The organism is Bradyrhizobium sp. F1.13.3 (assembly GCF_040548265.1).
In the GTDB taxonomy this organism is placed as follows: domain Bacteria; phylum Pseudomonadota; class Alphaproteobacteria; order Rhizobiales; family Xanthobacteraceae; genus Bradyrhizobium.
Genome location: NZ_JBEPRI010000014.1, coordinates 44,506 through 63,613 on the forward strand (window position 1 = coordinate 44,506; position 19,108 = coordinate 63,613).

Consider the following 19,108-nt stretch of genomic DNA (forward strand, 5'->3'; position numbering starts at 1 on the left):
TCTTCCATCACAAGGCGTTTGCTCAAGCTTCGGGAGCGACGCTCGTTCCTCGCTAGGAAGCCCAAGCCTGCTTGCGGGCATTGCGTCGGCGACGGCGCGCCGCGAGTCGTCCTCGGACCCTCTCCGCCGGAATGTGCCGCGAGATTGCCGGGGCAAGCTCCGGCTCTGAGTGGCGTTGTTCGGCCGCAATAGGGGCTTGGTCCGGACGAGCTTCCATCAGATCGAGCACCGCGCGGCCCTTGGCCGTGATGCGCCACCCGCCATTTGTCCGGTCGATCAGCCCTTGCGAAAAGATGTCCAGGCCGGGCACCCGCGCGCCCAGCCGCCGGGTACGCTCCGTCCAGTCGCGACCGCTGGTCGCCAGAATGGCCATATCCCGCTTGAGATCCTCCATTGCGGCGAACCCATCCGGGTAGCTCACCAGGATCTTGAGGACCGTCACGTGGAAATTCACCCCCGCCCCCACATGACCATCGTCACATCGTCGGGATTTCAGAGAGGGCATTGCGGGCCGCCTGTTTGAGGCGATCCGCACAGATGTCACCCCTGCTTGCAGTCTCCAGAAGCTTCGATGCGACGCGGGTCCGGGCGCCAATCTCACAGCGTGGAACACCTTCACACACCTCGTCGAGAACGGTGCGCAACAACGCCTTGGTCGCGGTATCGATCATGGAAAGCCCCAGCGGAAAGGTTCACGGTAGGGCAACCGCTCCGGCCTGTGATTCAACATTGTTAATGATCTGAAAATTTGCTGGCTTGGCCACCCCGTCGCCTTTGGCGGGGTCTCCGGCTGCTGGGCGATCCACGAGCGGTATGGCGCCATCAGCAGCAGCTTGGTCAGTTGGAGAGGGAAACGCTTGGTGGATGCGATCGCAAAAGCACATGGCGATGCTTCCATTCTCGGACCCCGGTCGACAGCCTTGGATGCCGAACGAAAGCGGCCATCTCCAAGAGCCGCAGAACGAACCGCTTTCCCAAAAGGAATCACGTGGCAAATGATAGAGCGACCTTTCCAACAGTGGACATGAGTTCTCGTTCTCGCGGCGCATTTCGCCCGAGCTTTGCCTGGTCACTCCACCCTCAAAGCCAAGAGGGCACAGGGAAGGCCGGGTGCCGGCTGGCACCCGCGGTCCGCTGCGCGAAAATGTAGCGCAAGGAAACCGCACAGCAGCATACAGGTGTAGCCAATCACTCGGCCTTCCCTGCGCGATGGTTGGACGGCTTATGCCGTGCTCTCCCGGGAGCCGAGTTCCTTTTGGCCTCCCTCGTCCTCGCGAAAGTCACCGACACCGCGCCGGTTGACGCGGATGCCGCATTCGCCAGGGCTTGACCGTAGCAACGACGGCCAGGACCACACGGTTTTGCCGTACGCACGGCCCGCCATTTCGCCACCGGTTTCGACGACGTTGTGCACGTTGCCGCCGACCTGATGACGAGACGAAGCCTAGCAGCGCCGCTCGTCGGAACGAAGCCTTGGGCTCACGGAGAGCAATCCGCCCTGCCCTTAGCCTCTCGCACCCGAACGCTGCCGCGTCCACCGCAAGCCCGGCTCGCGAACGTGACGACCACAAGATCGCCCCTCAAGAATGAGCCGGGATGAGCGACACATACGCCAATTCCGAATTTCGGTAAAGTGGAATATTTTTATGGAGAGGGGTTGACGGGGGTGTGTTGCCCGACGGGGCTGGTGCCGCTCCCCTTAGAGCAACGGATTGGCTGATTTCCACGGAGGTCTAATGACCGAGGGATCTGCCATGGGTTGGTCACCGCTGTGTTCTTATTTCGTTCGTGCCGGTCAAGGCTGCCCGCCATGTATTCCGAGCGCCTGACCGGGACGTGGCATCAATTTGCGGTGGACACCTGCGGGCGGTGTCGGAACTGTGCCGCGCCGTTCGTCTTGAGTCCAAGTCCCCGTAATGGAGTGTTGCGTAGCATGGCCCCCCGCGCGAACTGGAAAGGCTTTTTGCGTCTCTCGTTGGTCACCTGTCCCGTGGCGCTCTACCCGGCTACGTCGGAGAGTGAGAAGATCTCCTTCAACCAGCTCAACCGTCAGACCGGTCATCGGATCAAGTACGTGAAAGTCGACGCCGACACCGGGGACGAGGTGTCCAACGAGGACATCGTCAAGGGCTACCAGCTCGAGAAGGACCAGTTCATCGAGGTGACCAAGGAGGAGCTTGAGGAGATCGCGCTGGAATCCACGCGGACCATCGAGATAGACGAGTTCGTGGACAAGGCCGATATCGATCCGCGCTACCTAATCCGCCCCTACTACATCCGTCCGGACGGAAAAGTCGGCCACGACGCCTTCGCGGTCATCCGCGAGACCATCCGCGAGATGAACAAGGTTGCGATCGGGCGCGTGGTGCTCACCAACCGAGAGCACATCATTGCGCTCGAGCCGATGGACAAGGGCCTGGTCGGCACCTTGCTGCGGTATCCCTACGAGGTCCGTAGCGAGCAAGAATACTTCGAAGAGATCCAGGACGTCAAAGTCACTAAGGACATGCTCGATCTGGCCAAGCACATCGTGAACCAGAAGGCCGGATCGTTCGAGCCGGAGAAGTTCGAGGACCACTACGAGACCGCGCTGATCGAGCTCATAAACCAGAAGCGTGCCGGCAAGCCGATCGTGCCGAAGGATCGGCCGAAAGGCGAGAACGTCGTCGATCTGATGGACGCGCTACGCAAGAGCGTCGGCGGGGCAGCAGCCAAGACCGAGGCTCCGAAAAAGCCTGCCAAGAAGACGAAGAAGGCTGCCGCGGCTCAGAAGGAGATGCTGATGCCGATCGCCGGTAAGAAGCCGGGTAAGGAAGCGGCGAAGAAGCCGACAGCAGGCGCGCGGAGGAAGTCGGCGTGAGTTTGTGAACATCCGGTGATGCCCGATGGCAGTTACGGACTGACATGGAAGAGGTCGCGCATGTCAGGGCTGAGCTGCGGCTCGGCACAGCGGGATGGAATGTTCCGCGAGTCTCGAAGGAAAGAGTTGGCGGGGTAGGTAGCCAACTTGAACGCTACGCGCGGGTGTTGAATGCCACGGAGATCAACTCATCATTTCATAAGCCACACCGGCGTTCGACCTATGAGAAGTGGGCGAACGCGACGCCAGATGATTTCCGCTTTTCGGTAAAGGTGCCGAAGTCTGTTACTCATTCGTCACAGCTTGCGCGGGGTGAACTCGATCGATTCATCGAAGAGAGCGCCGGACTTGGCGCGAAGCTCGGGGTTTTGCTCGTTCAGTTTGCGCCTCGCAGAATGTTCGTTGAGTCCGATGCGGAGTTCCTGTTCCGCGCACTGCAGGAAAGGACCTCGGCCGCTCTCGCTTGCGAGCCGCGTCACGTCAGCTGGTTCACGCCCGAGGTCGGCGCTTGGCTCAGGGAACGTCAGATTGGCCGCGTCGCCGCGGATCCGGCGCGGGTGCCCGATGCCGACCTGCCGGGCGGGTGGCCGTGCCTGTGCTATTTTCGACTGCATGGAGCGCCGCGCATCTACTACTCCGCGTACGACGGCGCGTTCCTTCGGACCCTGAAGCGGCGGCTCGGTGCTGCGTCTTTGTCGAGTGAGACCTGGTGCATCTTCGACAACACCGCCGCCGGGGCAGCACTCGAGAACGCACTAGACTTGCTCGCTTGAAGGGCTTTGCAGCGGCCAGTTGATATCCCTCACGTCCTCCAACTTCGTCGAAGGCTTTGAGGCTCGCACGCATCCGTTGCCATCCGAGCGGCGCGACAGCGCAGGCGACCTAATCGGAACGTGGCGGGCACTCCGGGCACGTATCGCCAATCGAATGCAAAACCTCGCCCACTTGCCCGACAGCCTGATCCGGAGACAAGCCCTCGGGTGGTTCCTGCCTGACGATATCCAATGCGTGCTCGCGCGCATGCGGGTCGGCCCGGTCCTTCGCCCAGCCGTGCTCCTCGCATTCGTGGATGGCGCCCGCCTCCTGCAGCACGCTGAGCGCCCATCCGCGCAGCGTTCGGATCGCTGGCCGCCTTTCCTTCGTCATCAGCATCGAACTTGCTCCGCCCGGACGAATCCTTTTGCCCGTCTTCTCGTTCCGAGCGGTTAGCACGCAGCAGGGATTCGCAATCGGCAGAGCTCAGGTTTGTCCCGTGTTCCGCGCTCTGGCACGATCGCGTTCGGCTGCAGCACGGCTCGGCCGAAGAGGCCGCGGAAAGTTTCGATCAGTTCGTAAACTCCCGGAAATCCTAAACTCGGACCAATAGCTGTCCCGCTTGGCTTCCCGGTGCTTGGTGGGTCTGGCCCATCCTTAGAATAGATCGCAAGGGTTCTGCCCGCTGAGGCGCGCCCACGCTTCAACTCCGGGCGCCGAACCGTCAAACGCTGTACCACCGCCGCCTTCGCGAAAAACTCGTGATACTAATGTGGTACCATGAAAGTTCGAGGATCCCAGATTAGCAGGAAGTGCCTGATTTTTTGGTAGCGGGAGAGGGACTCGAACCCCCGACCCCAGGATTATGATTCCCGTGCTCTAACCAGCTGAGCTACCCCGCCACAGGGTCGCGAGGGCCGAAACAGCCGATCTCGCGAACGCGCGGCATATAAGGAAGGGGGCGGCGGGCTGTCAATCCGAGTTTGCTTCCGCTTTGGCTAAAGCTTCCGCCTTCGCCAAGGCTACGGCGCGACAAGTCCGCGGGCAGGCATGGATGGTGTGTTTTGGGACCGAATCTCGGGCCACATTCGTCATGGCCGGGCTTGTCCCGGCCATCCACGACCTTTTCCCGGCCATCCACGACCTTCGCGGGCCACAAGAACGTAGATGCCCGGGACGAGCCCGGGCATGACGACGAGATTGGGGATGCGGAACAGGCCTCCGCCTACGCCAAGGCTTCGGCGCGACAAGCTATTTCGGCCGTACGGTCGGGTCGCCTCCGGGGCTGCCGGGGGGCGGGATGACGGGCATGGCGCCGTTCGTGCTGGGCGCCGGGGCGTGCATCTCGGGGTCGACGCCGGAGGGCGGGCAGAGCACGCCGTCCGATTTCGCCAATTTGTCGCCGAGCGGTTCCCGGGACTGGCCGGTGGTGGTGCCGTCAGCGGAGCGGTTCGGGCGGTCCTGCGGCGTACAACCGGTGGCGTGTTGCGGGGATGGCGGCGCGGTTTGTTGCGGCGGCGTCGCCGGGGCGGGCGGGGCCTGCGCGATCGCGCTGCCGGAGGCGGCGATCAGGAGGCTGGCCAGAATGATTTTTGATGTGGTGCGCATGGGAGGGAAACGCGCGGGCGCCGCCGCGTGTTCCGCGCCCCCGATCACGATTTGAGGTAGCGGATCAGCGAAAAGTGTCCCATCGGCGGCATCGGGCGGCGCTCGGCCAGGGTGACGCCGCCGTGTTTGGCGGTCCAGTCGACCAGGCGCTGCCATGGAAACTCGGGGCGCCAGCCGAGGCGACGGGCGAGCGGCGCAAACGCGAGCTCGGAGAGTTTTCGCAAACCCTTTTCCGCGCCGATGTGGTTGACCAGGATCAGCTCGCCGCCGGGCTTCAAGACGCGCACGAACTCGTCGAGCGTGCCCTCGGGATCGGGCACGGCGGTGATGACGTATTGCGCGACCACCGCGTCGAAGAAGTTTTCGGGGAAGGCGAGGTTTTTCGCGTCCATCACCGAGAGCACTTCGACATTGGAGAGCCGCAAGCTCCGCACGCGCGATTGCGCCTTGCGCAGCATCGGCTCGGAGATGTCGACGCCGCAGATCCTTGTGGTGCGCGCATAGTCGGAGAGCGAGAGCCCGGTGCCGACACCGACGTCGAGGATGCGGCCGCCGATGCGGTCGGCCTCGGCGATGGTCGACTGCCTTCCCGCGTCGAACACCTTGCCGAACACGAGATCGTAGACCGGCGCCCAGCGGCCATAGGCCTTCTCGACCCCGGCCCGCGAGATGTCTGCTGCCATGCCCCCTGCCCTATATATTTTTTAGCCGCGGACCGCTTCTGCGAGCGGCCTCGTCGTGCTGCTTGCGGCCTTCGCGGCGGCGCTTTGAATGAAGCCGCCGCCGAGCACGCGGGCCTGGCCACCGGCTGCGTCGTAGAACACGCAGGCCTGTCCCGGCGAAACGCCCTCTTCGCCGGCGACGAGCTCGACCTCGTAATGACCGTTCGCACCGCGCAGCCAAGCGGGCTGGGGCGCGCGGGTCGAGCGCACGCGCACGAACATTTCGAGACCATTGCCGATGGCGCGGTCGATGTCGCCATCGCCGATCCAGTTGACGTCGCGCAACACGATGCGGTGCATCTTCAGCGCCTCGCGCGGGCCGACGACGACGCGGCGGTTGGCGGCCTCCAGCCGCACCACGAACAGCGGTGCGGCGGCTGCGATGCCGAGGCCGCGGCGCTGGCCGATGGTGAAATTGGCGATGCCGTTGTGACGGCCGAGCACGCGGCCGTCGAGATCGACGATGTCGCCGGGGTCCATCGCGTTCGGCCGCAGGCGGGTGATGATGTCGGTGTAGCGTCCGGTGGGCACGAAGCAGATGTCCTGGCTGTCGTGCTTGTCGGCGACCGCGAGGCCGAAGCGCCGCGCCAGTTCGCGCGTCTCGGGCTTGGTCATGTCGCCGAGCGGAAAGCGCAGATAATCGAGCTGCTCCTGCGTGGTCGCGAACAGGAAGTAGCTCTGGTCGCGATCGGCGTCAGCCGCACACACCAGCGCGCGCGAGCCGTCCGCGCGGCGGCGCGAGGCGACGTAATGGCCGGTGGCGAGCGCGGTGGCGCCGAGTTCGCGCGCGGTCTTCAGGAGGTCGCGGAACTTGACCGAGCGGTTACACTCGATGCACGGCACCGGCGTCTCGCCGAGCGCGTAGCTGTCGGCGAAATTATCGATGACGGATTCGCGAAAGCGATCCTCGTAGTCGAGCACGTAATGGGGAATGCCGAGCTTGGCGGCGACGTCGCGGGCGTCGTGGATGTCCTGGCCGGCGCAGCAGGCGCCCTTGCGATGGGTCGCAGCGCCATGGTCGTAGAGCTGCAGCGTGATGCCGACGACGTCGTAGCCTTCCGCCTTCAAAAGCGCAGCCGTCGTCGATGAATCGACGCCGCCCGACATGGCAACGACGACCCTGGTATCCTCAGGACGGCCTTCGAGATCCAGACTGTTGAGCATGGGCCTTAAAGCGTTGTGGACGGCGCGTTGGGCGATCCGCTTGGATGCTTCCGGCGGGACAAAAGCGATCCCCGGGAACCTAGAGTTCCCGAAGGGCGCGGCCTGCCCGGTCGAAAGCGGCTGAGAGCTGTCTCTTTAATATAGGCGGCCTTCCGGTGAAGCAATCACGGACCCCGCAAGGTTTACGGCAATTCTTGCCGGGGAGGCAGAAATGGCGGGGCTTGGGAAGGGCCAGCGGCAGAGCGTCAAATAATCAAGTCTTTGATTTTGCTTGATAAAATTGCTGCGCGCGAGGGTGGCCCGCTCCTTGCTACCTCTCATGGCGAAGATGTTTCCAAGGGGTTGCCTGTGGTCGGTCGTACGTCAGATGTCGTGGCAAGCGTGCAAGTCCAGAGCGCGCCGCAAAAGCCTGCCCGGTCGCAAGCACCGAAAGAGAGCTCCGCCAACGATTCCTTCGGCTCGCTGGTGGACAGCAACACCCAGGCGATCAGCGACAGCGCGGCGTCCTCCGCGCAGGACTCCCCGCGCCGGACCGATTCATCGTCCTCCGCCTCCGACAAGAGCCCGCGCGATCGCTCTGCGACCGACAAGTCCTCGCAGAGCAAGGCCAGCGACGACGCCGACAATTCCGCGTCCGCCAAAAACGACGCCAAGAGCGACACCAAGGACGACGCGACCACTGATGCGGCCAAGGCTGATAGCAAGACCAAGGACAAGCCGGAGGCGTCCGACGCCAAATCGGCCGACAAGTCTGCGGACAAGTCCGACGAGACCAAGGGGGACGAGGCCGGCGGCACTGATGGCCTCGCCGCCGCCGTCGATACCGCCGCCGCCGCGCAGATTGACGCGACGCTGGCCGGCGTGCCCGATCCAAACGCCCTCGCGGCGGTCGTGCCGGTCGATCCCAACGCGGCTGCGAACCAGGGCGCCGGCGCTGCCTCCTCGCCGCTGGCGATCGCCGCCGCCGGCATCGCCGCCAGTGCGTCGATCGCAGCGCAGATCGCCGGCACCAAGATCGATACCGCGACGCCGGGCGACAAGAGCGCCAAGACCGCAAGCGCCAAAGTCGATGCCGACACCTCGGCAACGCTGGCCGATGCCGCGACCGGGGCGACCGATTCGACCGCGGCGGATGCGAAGACCAATGGCGGCCTGATCGCCGCCGTCGACCAAGGCACGCCAAAAACCTCGTTCAAGGCCGCAGCCCTCGCGCAAGGCGGGAGCGATGTCTCCAACATCGGCCAGGACACCGGCAAGGCAAACGCCGCGCAGACCTCGGCGACGGCTGCGTCCGCCAACACGGCGCATCCGCAAGCCGACAAGCCGACAATCGACGCGAACGCAGCCGAGGCCAAGGCTGGGACTTCCGACCGCACCGCCGATGCGGCACCGGCGACGGCAACTCATCATGCCCATGCGGGCACGCAGGCCGCTGTCCCCACCACCGACAGCAGCGCGCAGGCGGCCTCCGCCATTCAAGCGCCGCTGACCAATACGACTTCGGCCGCGACCGCTTCGACCGCGACGCTCACCGCGACCGCGGCGAATGCCAACGCCATTCCAATCAGCGGCGTGCCGATCGAAATTGCCGCCGCCGCACGCGCGGGCAAGACCCAGTTCGACATCAGCCTCGATCCGCTCGACCTCGGCCGCATCGACGTCCGCATCAATGTCGACCGCAACGGCCAGGTCACGTCGCATCTCACCGTCGAGAAGCCTGAGACGCTGCAGATGCTGCGGCAGGACGCGCCGCAATTGCAGCGCGCGCTCGACGATGCCGGCCTCAAGACCGGCAGCAACGGGCTGTCCTTCAGCCTGCGCGACCAGAATTCATCGGGCCAGCACTCCGGCCAGAACAATGACAATGGCGGCAATGCCCGCCGGCTGATCATCAGCGACGAGGACGCAGTTCCCGCGGCCCCGGTCGGGCGCAGCTACGGCCGCATGCTCGGATCGAGCAGCGGCGTCGACATCAGAGTGTGAGGAGTATCGAGACATGACCACCACGAATTCCGCCACCGCCCCATCCGTCGTCTCCGGCACGACCGACCTGCCGAAATCCTCGTCGAACACGAGCCTGGGCTCGAACACCGGCGCGACGCTGGCCGGCAACTTCCAGACCTTCCTGACGCTGCTGACGACGCAGCTGCAGAACCAGAACCCGCTCGATCCGCTCGACACCAACCAGTTCACCCAGCAGCTGGTACAGTTCGCCGGCGTTGAGCAGCAGCTCAAGACCAACGACTCGCTGTCCCAACTCGTCACCCTGCAACAGACCACGCAGGCGACCCAGGCGCTCGGCTTCGTCGGCAAGACCGCCCTGGTCGACGGCACGACCGGGACCATGACGAATTCGTCGGCGACCTGGCATCTCAACGTGCCCAGCGACGCCACCGTCGACATCACCATCGCCAATGCCAGCGGCCAGACCGTGTTCACCGGCAAATACACCGCCGGCGCGGGCACCGACGTGCCGTTCACCTGGAACGGAATGGGCAATGACGGCACGCAATGGCCCGACGGCAAGTACACGATCTCGGCCACGGGTAAGGATGTCGCCAACAACAATGTCGGTATCGCCGCGCAGGTGCAGGGCACGGTGTCGTCCGTCGACCTGACCCAGTCGCCGCCGCTGCTGACCATCGACGGCGCCAGCTACACATTGAGCCAGGTCAAGAGCATCATCGCGACGGCCAGCAATTAAAGGCGGAATGCCGCTGGATAATCGGTGTCGTCCTGGCGAAAGCCAAGACCCATAACCACCGCAAGCCGTTTTGGTGCGAGGACGTGACCCCGAGTCGTCGTAGCGACTACTCCCTGGGGTAATGGGTCCCGGCTTTCGCCAGGACGACAATTGGAGCCTTGCGACACCCCGCGCAGGCCTCGTTCGTTAGTAAAGTATTTACGAACACCCCCTCGGCCCGCCTGGACGCACCGTCCCGCCGGTCGAGACGGCTGCGTTCCAGCCATTTTCAACGAGAATTGTATTGAAGCCTTAGGCTTAGCGGATTTTTAAGCCGGCGGGCGTAGGGTTCCTGAGTGAGTTCAGTGGTTGAGAGTTTGTGAGTACGCCATGACAGAACCCCATCGCCCGAGGGTAAAATACGTCATCGGGCCGGACGGTAGTCCGTTGACGATTGCGGATCTGCCTGCACCCGGCACCAAACGCTGGGTCATCCGCCGCAAGGCCGAGGTCGTCGCCGCAGTCCGTGGCGGTCTTCTCTCCCTCGAGGAGGCCTGCAGCCGTTACACCCTGACGGTTGACGAATTCCTCTCCTGGCAGTTTTCGATCGACCAGCATGGTCTGGCGGGACTTCGCACCACCCGTATCCAGCAATATCGCCAGTAGGCAATCCGGAAATCTGCGGCTTTTGACGAAAATCGGCCTCGCCTTGCGAGGCCGATTTTTTTCATGTTTCGTTTTGGCGCGACTTTCGTCGCAGCTCTTAACCTTCGTTAACCATATCGAAACCATCACCTAGGCAATAATTGCCCAGTCGGCCTTTCCTGTGAAAGCAGCCGAATCTGTCGGGGCGGTTGCTTGCAAGGTCTTGCGGACTTTCTGAAGGGTATCGGAGCCGCCCGGTTCGGGGCGATGATCGCGGTCACCGCCGCGCTCGTCGGCTTCTTTGCGTTCGTCATCATGCGCGTCACCACGCCGCAGATGACGACGCTGTTCACCGACCTCAGCGTCGAGGACTCCTCGGGCATCATCAAGGACCTGGAGCGCCAGGGCATCCAGTTCGAGCTGCGCAACGAGGGCACCATCATCATGGTGCCCAAGGACAAGGTCACCCGGCTGCGGATGAAGCTCGCCGAGGGCGGCCTACCCAAGGGCGGCGGCGTCGGCTACGAGGTGTTCGACAAGTCGGATGCGCTCGGCACCACCTCTTTCGTCCAGAACATCAACCATCTCCGCGCGCTGGAAGGCGAGCTCGCCCGCACCATCCGCGCCATCGACCGCATCCAGGCCGCCCGCGTCCATCTGGTGCTGCCCGAGCGCCCGCTGTTCTCGCGCGAGGCGCCGGAGCCGTCGGCCTCAATCGTGGTTCGGGTCCGCGGCGCGCTGGAGGCCCAGCAGATCCGCGCCATCCGCCACCTCGTCGCCTCGGCCGTGAACGGGCTGAAGCCGCAGCGGGTCTCGATCGTCGACGAGACCGGCCAGCTGCTCGCCGACGGCGCCCAGACCGATCCGGAGCAGGCGATGGGCGACGAGCGCCGCACCGCCTTCGAGAAGCGGATGCGCAAGCAGGTCGAGGACATCGTCTCCTCCGTGGTGGGCACGGGGCGCGCCCGGGTCCAGCTCTCCGCCGATTTCGACTTCAACAAGATCACCCAGACCTCGGACAAGTACGACCCCGAAGGCCGCGTGCTGCGCTCGAGCCAGACCCGCGAAGAGCAGAGCATGACCGCCGACAACAACGGCCAGGTCACCGTCAACAACGAGTTGCCGGGCAACCAGCAGAACGGCGGCGTCGCGGCCAAGGACCAGAGCAAGAAGAGCGAAGAGACCAACAACTACGAGATCTCCCGCACCACCAAGACCGAGGTGACCGAGGCCGGTCGGGTCAACCGCATCTCGGTCGCGGTGCTGGTCGACGGCATCTACTCCAAGAACGAGAAGGGCGATCTGGCCTACCAGGACCGCACCAAGGAGCAGCTCGACCGCATCGCCACGCTGGTGCGCTCGGCGATCGGCTTCGACCAGAAGCGCGGCGACCAGGTCGAGGTCGTCAATCTGCGCTTTGCCGATGCCCCCTCCACCACCCCGATCGCGGAGCCAAGCGGCCTGCTCGGCATGCTCCAGTTCACCAAGGACGACGTCATGTACTTCGTCGAGCTCGGCGTGATGATGCTGCTCGGCCTGGTCGTGCTGTTCCTGGTGATCCGGCCGCTGGTCAGGCGCATCCTGGCATCCGACGAAGTCGCGGCCGCCATCTCCGGCGTCCTCACCGGTCCCGCCGCGAGCGATGAGGCCGCCCCGTCCGGCCAGCCGCTGCTGCCGAGCGGCGCCGCCAGCGCGATCGACGTCGCCACCGTCCAGGGCCAGGTCCATGCCCAATCCGTCCATCGCGTCGGCGAACTCGCCGAACGCAATCCCAACGAGACCGTCGCCATCATCCGCCAATGGCTGACCGAACCCACGAAATAATCGAGAAGTGATCTGACATGGCCGCTGCCCTGCAAAACGCCAATTCCAACGACATCACCAGCGTGATCTCCACGCTCGGTCAGCGTGCCGGCAGCCGTGCAGGCGCGAAGGTCGAAGCGGTGGCGGGTCCGAAGCGCGCCGCGATCCTGATGCTGGCGCTCGGCGAGCAGTATGGCGGCAAGATCTGGTCGCTGCTCGACGACGACGAGGTGCGCCAGCTCTCCCTGGAGATGTCGACGCTCGGCACCGTCGAGGTCGACACCGTGGAGGACATGCTGCTCGAATTCGTCTCGCGGATGTCGGCCTCCGGCGCGCTGATGGGCAATTTCGACGCCACCGAGCGGCTGCTCCAGCAATACCTGGCCCCCGAGCGCGTCAACGGCATCATGGACGAAATCCGCGGCCCCGCCGGCCGTAACATGTGGGAGAAGCTCTCCAACGTGCAGGAAGAGGTGCTCGCCAATTATCTCAAGAACGAATATCCGCAGACCATCGCGGTGGTGCTGTCGAAGCTGAAGCCGGAACACGCCGCGCGCGTGCTCGGCATCTTCCCGGAGGATCTGGCCCTCGACGTGGTCAACCGCATGCTGAAGATGGAAGCGGTGCAGAAAGAAGTGATCGAGAGCGTGGAGAAAACGCTGCGCACCGAGTTCATGTCCAATTTGTCACAGACCCGCCGACGCGACGCCCACGAGGTGATGGCGGAAATCTTCAACAATTTCGACCGCCAGACCGAAACCCGCTTCATCACCTCGCTGGAAGAGGACAACCGCGAATCGGCCGAGCGCATCAAGGCGCTGATGTTCACCTTCGACGACCTCGTGAAGCTCGATTCCGGCTCCGCCCAGACCCTGATGCGCAACGTCGACAAGGACAAGCTCGGCGTCGCGCTCAAGAGCGCCAACGAGGACGTCCGCAACTTCTTCTTCGGCAACATGTCCTCGCGCGCGGCAAAAATGCTCCAGGACGACATGGCGGCGATGGGTCCGGTCCGCCTGCGCGACGTCGACGAGGCCCAGGCTCTGCTGGTCAACCTCGCCAAGGATCTCGCTGCCAAGGGCGAGATCATGCTGACCAAGAACCGCGCCGACGACGAGCTGGTGTATTGATGGCCGCTCCGGCAAAATTCCTGTTCGACAACGACTTCGCCGCGCCCGACCGGACGCGGGAGAAGGCCGCAACCGCGGCCGAGATCGCCCAGAAGGTCGCGGAAGCCGAGGCGCGCGCCTATCAGGACGGCTTCGCCGCCGGCCAGCGCGAGGCCAAGGCCGAGAGCGACCGCCGTGTCGCGCTTGCCATGGAAGAGATCAACATCGCCATCCGGGGCATCGCCTCGGGCATCGGCAACATCGAATCCAAGATGGAAACCGAGGCGGTCGACGTCGCGGTCGCGGTGGCGCGCAAGCTGTGCGCCGATCTGGTCGCCGCCGAGCCGCTCGGCGAGATCGTCGCGCTGGTCAAGGATTGCTTCTCGCATCTGGTCGCGACGCCGCATCTGGTCGTCCGCATCAACGACGCGCTCTACGATTCCGCGCGCGAGAACATCGAGCGGCTGGCCAGGCAGAACGGCTTCGAAGGCCGGCTGGTGATCCTGGCCGAGCCCGAGATTGCCACCGGCGACTGCCGGATCGAATGGGCCGATGGCGGCGTCGTGCTGGAGCGCGCCGCCATCGCGGCCAAGATTGACGAAATGGTGGGACGCTATGTTGCGTCCCGCAGGGGGAGCTAAGCCATGAGCGACACCGACGGACAGGTCCCGCTGCCCGATCTCAACGGCCCGATGCCGCCTGCCGGCACCGACGTCGGCTACAACGAGGACGAATATGCGACGCGCGCCGCCGCCGACCTCGAGGCCGTATTCGACGTGCCGGTGCAGGTTTCGGCCGTGCTCGGCCGCTCCAAGATGGACGTCAGCGAGCTGTTGAAGCTCGGACCCGGGACGGTGCTTGAGCTCGACCGGCGCGTCGGCGAGGCCATCGACATCTACGTCAACAACAAGCTGGTCGCCCGCGGCGAAGTCGTCCTGGTCGAGGACAAGCTCGGCGTGACCATGACCGAAATCATCAAGACTGAACGCGCCTAAAGCGACGACGCGCGGCAGCGCGACCAGACGGACAGGAGACTGACATGCGGCTTCTCATCGTTGGCACATTGAAGGGCCAGCTCACCACCGCCACCAAGATCGCAATGGCGAACGGCGCCACCGTGACCCACGCCGAGGATAACGAACAGGCGATGCGCGTGCTGCGCGGCGGCAAGGGCGCCGACCTGCTGCTGGTTGACGTCGCCCTCGACATCCGCGATCTCGTGATGCGGCTCGAGGCCGAGCACATCCACGCCCCGATCGTCGCCTGCGGCATCACCAACGACGCCCGCGCCGCGGTCGCCGCGATCCACGCCGGCGCCAAGGAATACATCCCGCTGCCGCCGGACCCGGAGCTGATCGCGGCGGTGCTGGCTGCCGTCGCCAACGATTCCCGCGAGCTGGTCTATCGCGACGAGGCGATGGCCAAGGTGATCAAGCTCGCCCAGCAGATCGCGGGCTCGGACGCCTCGGTGATGATCACCGGCGAATCCGGCACCGGCAAGGAAGTGCTGGCCCGCTACGTCCACACCCGCTCGGCGCGCGCCAAGCGCCCGTTCATCTCGATCAACTGCGCCGCGATCCCCGAGCATCTGCTGGAGTCCGAACTGTTCGGCCACGAGAAGGGCGCCTTCACCGGCGCGATCGCCCGCCGCATCGGCAAGTTCGAGGAGGCAACCGGCGGCACGCTGCTGCTCGACGAAATCTCGGAGATGGACGTCCGCCTGCAATCCAAACTGCTCCGCGCCATCCAGGAGCGCGTGATCGACCGCGTCGGCGGCACCAAGCCCGTCCCGGTGGACATCCGCATCATCGCGACCTCGAACCGCAACCTGGTCGAGGCCGTGCGCGAAGGCACGTTCCGCGAGGACCTCTTGTTCCGGCTCAACGTCGTGAACCTGAAGATTCCGCCGCTGCGCGAGCGTCCCCTCGACATCCTCGAGCTCGCCCAGCACTTCGTGAAGAAATACGCCGAAGCCAATGGCGTGCCGATGCGCCCGATCTCGGCGGAAGCCCGCCGCGTGCTCTCCACCAACCGCTGGCAGGGCAACGTCCGCGAACTCGAAAACACCATGCACCGTTCGGTCCTGATGGCGCAGGGCGACGAGATCGGCGCCGATGCGATCCTCACGCCCGACGGCGACCGCCTCGACCTCGCCAAAACCGCGCCGGCCGTGGCGCATGCCACCATGGCTGCCGAGCAGGTGACGCGGGCGCTGGTCGGCCGCACTGTCGCGGATGTCGAGCGCGACCTGATCCTGGAGACGCTGAAGCACTGCCTCGGCAACCGGACCCATGCCGCCAACATCCTGGGCATCTCGATCCGCACGCTGCGCAACAAGCTCAACGAATATTCCGACGGAGGCATTCCGATCACCCCCGCCGGCACGCCGGGTGAATATCCGCGCATGCCGATGGTGGGGGCGTAGGCGCTCTACGCTGACTGAGAGAAACGAATGCCCGGGCTGGTCCCGGGCATTTTTCTTTGAGAAGAACGCCACCGCGCGCCACACCCCTGTGTCGTCCCGGCGAAGGCCGGGACCCATAGCCACAGGGAGCAGTTTGGCGAAGATTAGTCGTTCGGTACTCCTATCGTCCGTACTCGATAGATTCCGCGGTATGGGTCCCGGCCTTCGCCGGGACGACGGTGGAGAGATATCCCACCTTGAACCGCAACATAGCCGCACCGCATCCGGCGACTAGGTCAGGCCCCCGCAAGGCCCTATAACTCCGCGTGAAACCACGCGAGGGTCAACATGTCTCAAGCTCAAATCACGGACTGGCTGGCGACACAGCGGCAGGCGATGATCGATCTGCTGCGCGATGTCGTGAACATCGATTCCGGATCCTATGACAAGGAAGGCGTCGATGCGGTCGGGGCGCGGTTCGAGCGGCATTTCGCCGAGCACGGCATTCCGTTCCGGCGCGAAAGCCACGGTACTTTCGGCGATGCGATCCATGCCGAGGTGGCAAAGCCCGGCAGCAACGAGAAGCCGGTGCTGTTGATGGGACATCGCGACACCGTGTTCGGCAAGGGCGAGGCCGGACGGCGTCCGTTCACGATCCAGGGCACGCGCGCCTATGGTCCTGGGGTTGCCGACATGAAGTCCGGCGTCGTCATGAACATATTCGTGGCAACCGCCTTTCACAAATTCGGCGGCAACCCGCACCCGATCAAGCTGCTGATCACCTCGGACGAAGAGATCGGCTCGCCGTCCTCGCGGCCGGTGATCGAGCGCGAAGGACGCAGCGCGCGCGCCGTGTTCAATTCCGAGCCAGGCCGCCCGACCGGCAATATCGTCACGGGACGCAAGGGCGGCATCTTCATGCATTTCGCCATCACGGGTAAGGCCGCGCATTCCGGCGCGAATTTCGCCGCCGGCCTCAGCGCGATCGGCGAGCTCGCGCACAAGATCGTGCATATCCACGCGCTGACCGATCTCGACAAGGGCATCACGCTCAATGTCGGCCTCGTCTCGGGCGGGCAATCCGTCAACACCACGGCGCCTTACGCGGAAGGGCAGATCGACCTGCGCTACGTCGATCCCGCGGATCGCGCGAGGGTGATGACTGCGATCGAGACGATCATCGCGACACCTTACGTGCCCGGCACCAGCGCGATGTTGACGGTCAAGGGCGAGTTCGTGCCGGTGGTGCAGAGCGCCGATTCAAATGCGCTGTTCGAGAACTATCAGGCCGCCGCAAAGCAGGCCGGCCTCACCACGCTTCAGGGCGAGTTCTCCGGCGGCTGCGCCGATTCCGGGTTCACCGCCGCGGTCGGGACGCCGACCATCTGCGGGCTCGGCCCGGTCGGCGGACTTGCGCACACGCCGGAGGAATATCTCGAGCTCGACAGCATCGTGCCGCGCGCGCAGGCGCTGGCGCTGGCGATTTTGCGGGGGTAGTCGCACACACTCCGCCGTCATGCCGGGCTTGTCCCGCCTGCGCGGCCGAAGCCGCTTCGGCGAGGCGAAGCCCGGGCATCCACGTCTCTCCGGGAATCGCGGCTGCGCGTGGATGGCCGGGTCAAGCCCGGCCATGACGAGGAGAGAGCCGTCACGAATAGCTCGGCGCATCCGGCCTGCGGAAGATCTGGATGGGGTCGCCCGGCACGATCGGATGGCCGCTGAACATGGCATAGGCGTAGAGCGCGAGATAGGCGATCGCGAGCGCGCCAACCGCGTAGAAGGCCCAGGTCGCGACGCGTTTCATCATTGCTCCATTGCTGTCCCGGCGGGAGGCTGAGGCAGCGCTTCTAGAGCGATGACGGGGAAAAGGCCAGCCTGCACGGACTGTGGCCGGCGGCGATCAAATGCCGCGCCGGACCTGGGTGGGAACGCTGACGTCCGCAAGCCTGACCGCGTCTTCGTCCTGATCCACCGCCACGTACTGACCGTGCCAATAGGCCAGCGCAGCGTTGCGGGTCGAATTCCTAACGTCGCGCACCCGCCCAATGACGATGCCGTGCGAATGGCGCTCGATGATCTCCTCGACTTCGCAATCGACGGCGGACAATGCGCCAACCAGCAGCGGAACACCCGAGACCGCGGTCACCCATCTGGCGCCCGCGAAACGATCGGCACCCTTGAGCCCGCCCTTGCCGGCAAAGCGCTCGGCGATGTCGAGTTGATCGGCCGCGAGAATGTTCACGCCGAAGGCGCCGTGGCGCCGGATCAGCGGGAAGGAGGAGGCGTCGCGGTTGATGCTGACGATCAGCGTCGGCGGATCGACCGAGAACGAGCTGACCGAGGTGACCGTCATGCCGGTGATGTCCTTGCCCCGCCCGGCGGTGATGACGCTGACACCGCCGGTGAGGTGGCGCATGGCGCCGCGGAAATCGGCGGACGAGACGGGGATTTCAGTCATGAGATCGCGGGGCACTACATTCATGGCATACTCCCCGAACCGGGGTTCCCTCTATTTAGGTACGATCGTCCGCCGACAAAAGGTGGCTCAGGATCGAGCCTTCGAGACCCGCGAGCTCGGCCGAGCCGCGTTCGCGGGGCCGGGCCGTGTTAACCACGACGTCATGGGCGATCCGCCCTTCCTCGATCACCAGCACCCGGTCGGCCAGCGCGACCGCCTCGGCGACATCGTGGGTCACCAGGATCGCGGTAAAGCCCTGGTCGCGCCAGACGCGCTCCAGCAACCGCTGCATCGAGATGCGAGTCAGTGCATCCAGCGCGCCGAGCGGCTCGTCGAAGGCGAGCACACGGGGGCGCGAGACCAGCGCGCGGGCAAGGGCTACGCGCTGCTTCTGGCCGCCCGACAGCACCGACGGCCACTGGTCGCGCTTGTCGGCGAGCCCGACTTCGGTCAGCGCCTTCTCCGCGCGCGAATGCGCGTCGGACGAGGCGCGATCGCGGCCGAGGCCGACCTCGACATTCGAGAGAACGCGGGCCCACGGCAACAGCCGGGGCTCCTGAAACATCACGCGGATATCCTCCGGCTTCACGGCGTCGCCGAGCGAGATGCTGCCGGCATCGAACTTCTCCAGGCCGGCGATGAGGCGCAGCAGCGTGCTCTTGCCGCAGCCGCTTTTGCCGACGATGGCGACGAACTGGCCGGCGGGGATGTGCAGGTCGATGCCGCGCAGCACCTCGTTGTCACCATAGGATTTGCGCAGGCCACGAATACTGAGCGGCAGGCCGCTCGTTTGCACCGGGCGCTCCTCGCGCACCACGCGGGCGTGAGGCGCGAAATTGGCGCGGCTGGCGAGCTCGGTTTCCGGAAGGGAGGTACGAAGGGCTGTCTGCATGTGATTT

The 19,108-nt window shown here is 64.9% G+C and carries 20 protein-coding genes and 1 tRNA gene; 11 read left to right on the forward strand and 10 right to left on the reverse strand.

Going from position 1 to position 19,108, the window contains the following annotated elements:
* Positions 1 to 52: 52 nt before the first annotated feature.
* Both ABIB66_RS30930 and ABIB66_RS30935 read right to left on the reverse strand, forming a co-directional pair.
* The gene (locus ABIB66_RS30930) at positions 53 to 454 is read right to left on the reverse strand and encodes a hypothetical protein (RefSeq protein WP_473322740.1); all 402 of its coding nucleotides are present in this window, start codon (positions 452 to 454) and stop codon (positions 53 to 55) included.
* A gap of 22 nt (positions 455 to 476) precedes the next feature.
* A complete protein-coding gene (locus tag ABIB66_RS30935; protein WP_275169475.1) occupies positions 477 to 671 on the reverse strand; it encodes a hypothetical protein in 195 nt (64 codons plus the stop codon).
* 1,262 nt (positions 672 to 1,933) lie between these two features.
* On the opposite strand from ABIB66_RS30935, the gene ku reads away from it, so the two are divergent.
* Both ku and ABIB66_RS30945 read left to right on the forward strand, forming a co-directional pair.
* Entirely contained in the window at positions 1,934 to 2,860 is a 927-nt protein-coding gene (gene ku / locus ABIB66_RS30940; RefSeq protein ID WP_275169476.1) for a non-homologous end joining protein Ku, read from the forward strand.
* Between the two features lie 44 nt (positions 2,861 to 2,904).
* Complete coding sequence (locus ABIB66_RS30945; RefSeq protein WP_354204853.1) at positions 2,905 to 3,633, forward strand: DUF72 domain-containing protein; 729 nt, start codon at positions 2,905 to 2,907, stop codon at positions 3,631 to 3,633.
* A 109-nt stretch (positions 3,634 to 3,742) separates the two neighbouring features.
* Here ABIB66_RS30945 and ABIB66_RS30950 read toward each other — a convergent pair whose 3' ends face one another.
* The 5 genes from ABIB66_RS30950 to mnmA form a co-directional block, all read right to left on the reverse strand.
* Positions 3,743 to 4,012: a hypothetical protein gene (locus ABIB66_RS30950; RefSeq protein WP_354256858.1), complete on the reverse strand. Its 270-nt coding sequence runs from the start codon at positions 4,010 to 4,012 to the stop codon at positions 3,743 to 3,745.
* Positions 4,013 to 4,438: 426 nt separating this feature from the next.
* A tRNA-Met gene (locus ABIB66_RS30955) sits at positions 4,439 to 4,515 on the reverse strand.
* Between the two features lie 349 nt (positions 4,516 to 4,864).
* Complete coding sequence (locus ABIB66_RS30960) at positions 4,865 to 5,221, reverse strand: hypothetical protein (protein WP_027519907.1); 357 nt, start codon at positions 5,219 to 5,221, stop codon at positions 4,865 to 4,867.
* Positions 5,222 to 5,265: 44 nt separating this feature from the next.
* On the reverse strand, positions 5,266 to 5,904 hold the full coding sequence (locus tag ABIB66_RS30965) for a class I SAM-dependent methyltransferase (protein WP_354059888.1): 639 nt from the start codon (positions 5,902 to 5,904) through the stop codon (positions 5,266 to 5,268).
* 21 nt (positions 5,905 to 5,925) lie between these two features.
* Positions 5,926 to 7,107 (reverse strand): tRNA 2-thiouridine(34) synthase MnmA, encoded by a 1,182-nt coding sequence (gene mnmA, locus ABIB66_RS30970; RefSeq protein WP_354204849.1) that lies wholly within the window; start codon positions 7,105 to 7,107, stop codon positions 5,926 to 5,928.
* A 348-nt stretch (positions 7,108 to 7,455) separates the two neighbouring features.
* On the opposite strand from mnmA, the gene ABIB66_RS30975 reads away from it, so the two are divergent.
* The 9 genes from ABIB66_RS30975 to ABIB66_RS31015 all read left to right on the forward strand — a co-directional run bounded on the left by ABIB66_RS30975 (position 7,456) and on the right by ABIB66_RS31015 (position 17,248).
* On the forward strand, positions 7,456 to 9,090 hold the full coding sequence (locus tag ABIB66_RS30975) for a flagellar hook-length control protein FliK (protein WP_354204847.1): 1,635 nt from the start codon (positions 7,456 to 7,458) through the stop codon (positions 9,088 to 9,090).
* Positions 9,091 to 9,103: 13 nt separating this feature from the next.
* Positions 9,104 to 9,811: a flagellar hook assembly protein FlgD gene (locus ABIB66_RS30980; RefSeq protein ID WP_275169509.1), complete on the forward strand. Its 708-nt coding sequence runs from the start codon at positions 9,104 to 9,106 to the stop codon at positions 9,809 to 9,811.
* 369 nt (positions 9,812 to 10,180) lie between these two features.
* Positions 10,181 to 10,456 (forward strand): CtrA inhibitor SciP, encoded by a 276-nt coding sequence (sciP, locus tag ABIB66_RS30985; protein ID WP_002714638.1) that lies wholly within the window; start codon positions 10,181 to 10,183, stop codon positions 10,454 to 10,456.
* 192 nt (positions 10,457 to 10,648) lie between these two features.
* Positions 10,649 to 12,259: a flagellar basal-body MS-ring/collar protein FliF gene (fliF, locus tag ABIB66_RS30990; RefSeq protein WP_354204844.1), complete on the forward strand. Its 1,611-nt coding sequence runs from the start codon at positions 10,649 to 10,651 to the stop codon at positions 12,257 to 12,259.
* Between the two features lie 17 nt (positions 12,260 to 12,276).
* Positions 12,277 to 13,368, forward strand: coding sequence for a flagellar motor switch protein FliG (gene fliG, locus ABIB66_RS30995; protein ID WP_275169511.1), 1,092 nt, complete (start codon positions 12,277 to 12,279; stop codon positions 13,366 to 13,368).
* Entirely contained in the window at positions 13,368 to 13,988 is a 621-nt protein-coding gene (locus ABIB66_RS31000) for a FliH/SctL family protein (protein ID WP_219681649.1), read from the forward strand. The genes fliG and ABIB66_RS31000 overlap by 1 nt, the downstream gene beginning before the upstream one ends.
* A gap of 3 nt (positions 13,989 to 13,991) precedes the next feature.
* On the forward strand, positions 13,992 to 14,342 hold the full coding sequence (fliN, locus tag ABIB66_RS31005; protein WP_007614079.1) for a flagellar motor switch protein FliN: 351 nt from the start codon (positions 13,992 to 13,994) through the stop codon (positions 14,340 to 14,342).
* Positions 14,343 to 14,386: 44 nt separating this feature from the next.
* The gene (flbD, locus tag ABIB66_RS31010) at positions 14,387 to 15,772 is read left to right on the forward strand and encodes a sigma-54-dependent transcriptional regulator FlbD (RefSeq protein WP_275169513.1); all 1,386 of its coding nucleotides are present in this window, start codon (positions 14,387 to 14,389) and stop codon (positions 15,770 to 15,772) included.
* A gap of 327 nt (positions 15,773 to 16,099) precedes the next feature.
* Positions 16,100 to 17,248, forward strand: coding sequence for a M20 family metallopeptidase (locus tag ABIB66_RS31015; protein ID WP_354256861.1), 1,149 nt, complete (start codon positions 16,100 to 16,102; stop codon positions 17,246 to 17,248).
* Between the two features lie 151 nt (positions 17,249 to 17,399).
* Here ABIB66_RS31015 and ABIB66_RS31020 read toward each other — a convergent pair whose 3' ends face one another.
* From ABIB66_RS31020 to ABIB66_RS31030, 3 genes are all read right to left on the reverse strand, one after another.
* Positions 17,400 to 17,558 carry a hypothetical protein gene (locus tag ABIB66_RS31020; protein WP_018453881.1) on the reverse strand — a complete coding sequence of 53 codons (159 nt, stop codon included), beginning with the start codon at positions 17,556 to 17,558 and terminating at the stop codon, positions 17,400 to 17,402.
* 93 nt (positions 17,559 to 17,651) lie between these two features.
* Complete coding sequence (locus ABIB66_RS31025; protein WP_354256864.1) at positions 17,652 to 18,233, reverse strand: flavin reductase family protein; 582 nt, start codon at positions 18,231 to 18,233, stop codon at positions 17,652 to 17,654.
* A gap of 31 nt (positions 18,234 to 18,264) precedes the next feature.
* Positions 18,265 to 19,101, reverse strand: a complete 837-nt coding sequence (locus ABIB66_RS31030; protein WP_354204839.1) for an ATP-binding cassette domain-containing protein — start codon at positions 19,099 to 19,101, stop codon at positions 18,265 to 18,267.
* Positions 19,102 to 19,108: the final 7 nt, after the last annotated feature.

Excerpts from the sequence above, each read along its gene's own strand:
- ABIB66_RS30935 (WP_275169475.1), bottom strand. The coding sequence starts at position 671 with ATGATCGATACCGCGACCAAGGCGTTGTTGCGCACCGTTCTCGACGAG.
- ku (WP_275169476.1), top strand. The coding sequence starts at position 1,934 with ATGGCCCCCCGCGCGAACTGGAAAGGCTTTTTGCGTCTCTCGTTGGTC.
- ABIB66_RS30945 (WP_354204853.1), top strand. The coding sequence starts at position 2,905 with ATGGAAGAGGTCGCGCATGTCAGGGCTGAGCTGCGGCTCGGCACAGCG.
- ABIB66_RS30950 (WP_354256858.1), bottom strand. The coding sequence starts at position 4,012 with ATGCTGATGACGAAGGAAAGGCGGCCAGCGATCCGAACGCTGCGCGGA.
- ABIB66_RS30960 (WP_027519907.1), bottom strand. The coding sequence starts at position 5,221 with ATGCGCACCACATCAAAAATCATTCTGGCCAGCCTCCTGATCGCCGCC.
- ABIB66_RS30965 (WP_354059888.1), bottom strand. The coding sequence starts at position 5,904 with ATGGCAGCAGACATCTCGCGGGCCGGGGTCGAGAAGGCCTATGGCCGC.
- mnmA (WP_354204849.1), bottom strand. The coding sequence starts at position 7,107 with ATGCTCAACAGTCTGGATCTCGAAGGCCGTCCTGAGGATACCAGGGTC.
- ABIB66_RS30980 (WP_275169509.1), top strand. The coding sequence starts at position 9,104 with ATGACCACCACGAATTCCGCCACCGCCCCATCCGTCGTCTCCGGCACG.
- sciP (WP_002714638.1), top strand. The coding sequence starts at position 10,181 with ATGACAGAACCCCATCGCCCGAGGGTAAAATACGTCATCGGGCCGGAC.
- fliG (WP_275169511.1), top strand. The coding sequence starts at position 12,277 with ATGGCCGCTGCCCTGCAAAACGCCAATTCCAACGACATCACCAGCGTG.
- ABIB66_RS31000 (WP_219681649.1), top strand. The coding sequence starts at position 13,368 with ATGGCCGCTCCGGCAAAATTCCTGTTCGACAACGACTTCGCCGCGCCC.
- fliN (WP_007614079.1), top strand. The coding sequence starts at position 13,992 with ATGAGCGACACCGACGGACAGGTCCCGCTGCCCGATCTCAACGGCCCG.
- flbD (WP_275169513.1), top strand. The coding sequence starts at position 14,387 with ATGCGGCTTCTCATCGTTGGCACATTGAAGGGCCAGCTCACCACCGCC.
- ABIB66_RS31015 (WP_354256861.1), top strand. The coding sequence starts at position 16,100 with ATGTCTCAAGCTCAAATCACGGACTGGCTGGCGACACAGCGGCAGGCG.
- ABIB66_RS31020 (WP_018453881.1), bottom strand. The coding sequence starts at position 17,558 with ATGATGAAACGCGTCGCGACCTGGGCCTTCTACGCGGTTGGCGCGCTC.
- ABIB66_RS31025 (WP_354256864.1), bottom strand. The coding sequence starts at position 18,233 with ATGAATGTAGTGCCCCGCGATCTCATGACTGAAATCCCCGTCTCGTCC.
- ABIB66_RS31030 (WP_354204839.1), bottom strand. The coding sequence starts at position 19,101 with ATGCAGACAGCCCTTCGTACCTCCCTTCCGGAAACCGAGCTCGCCAGC.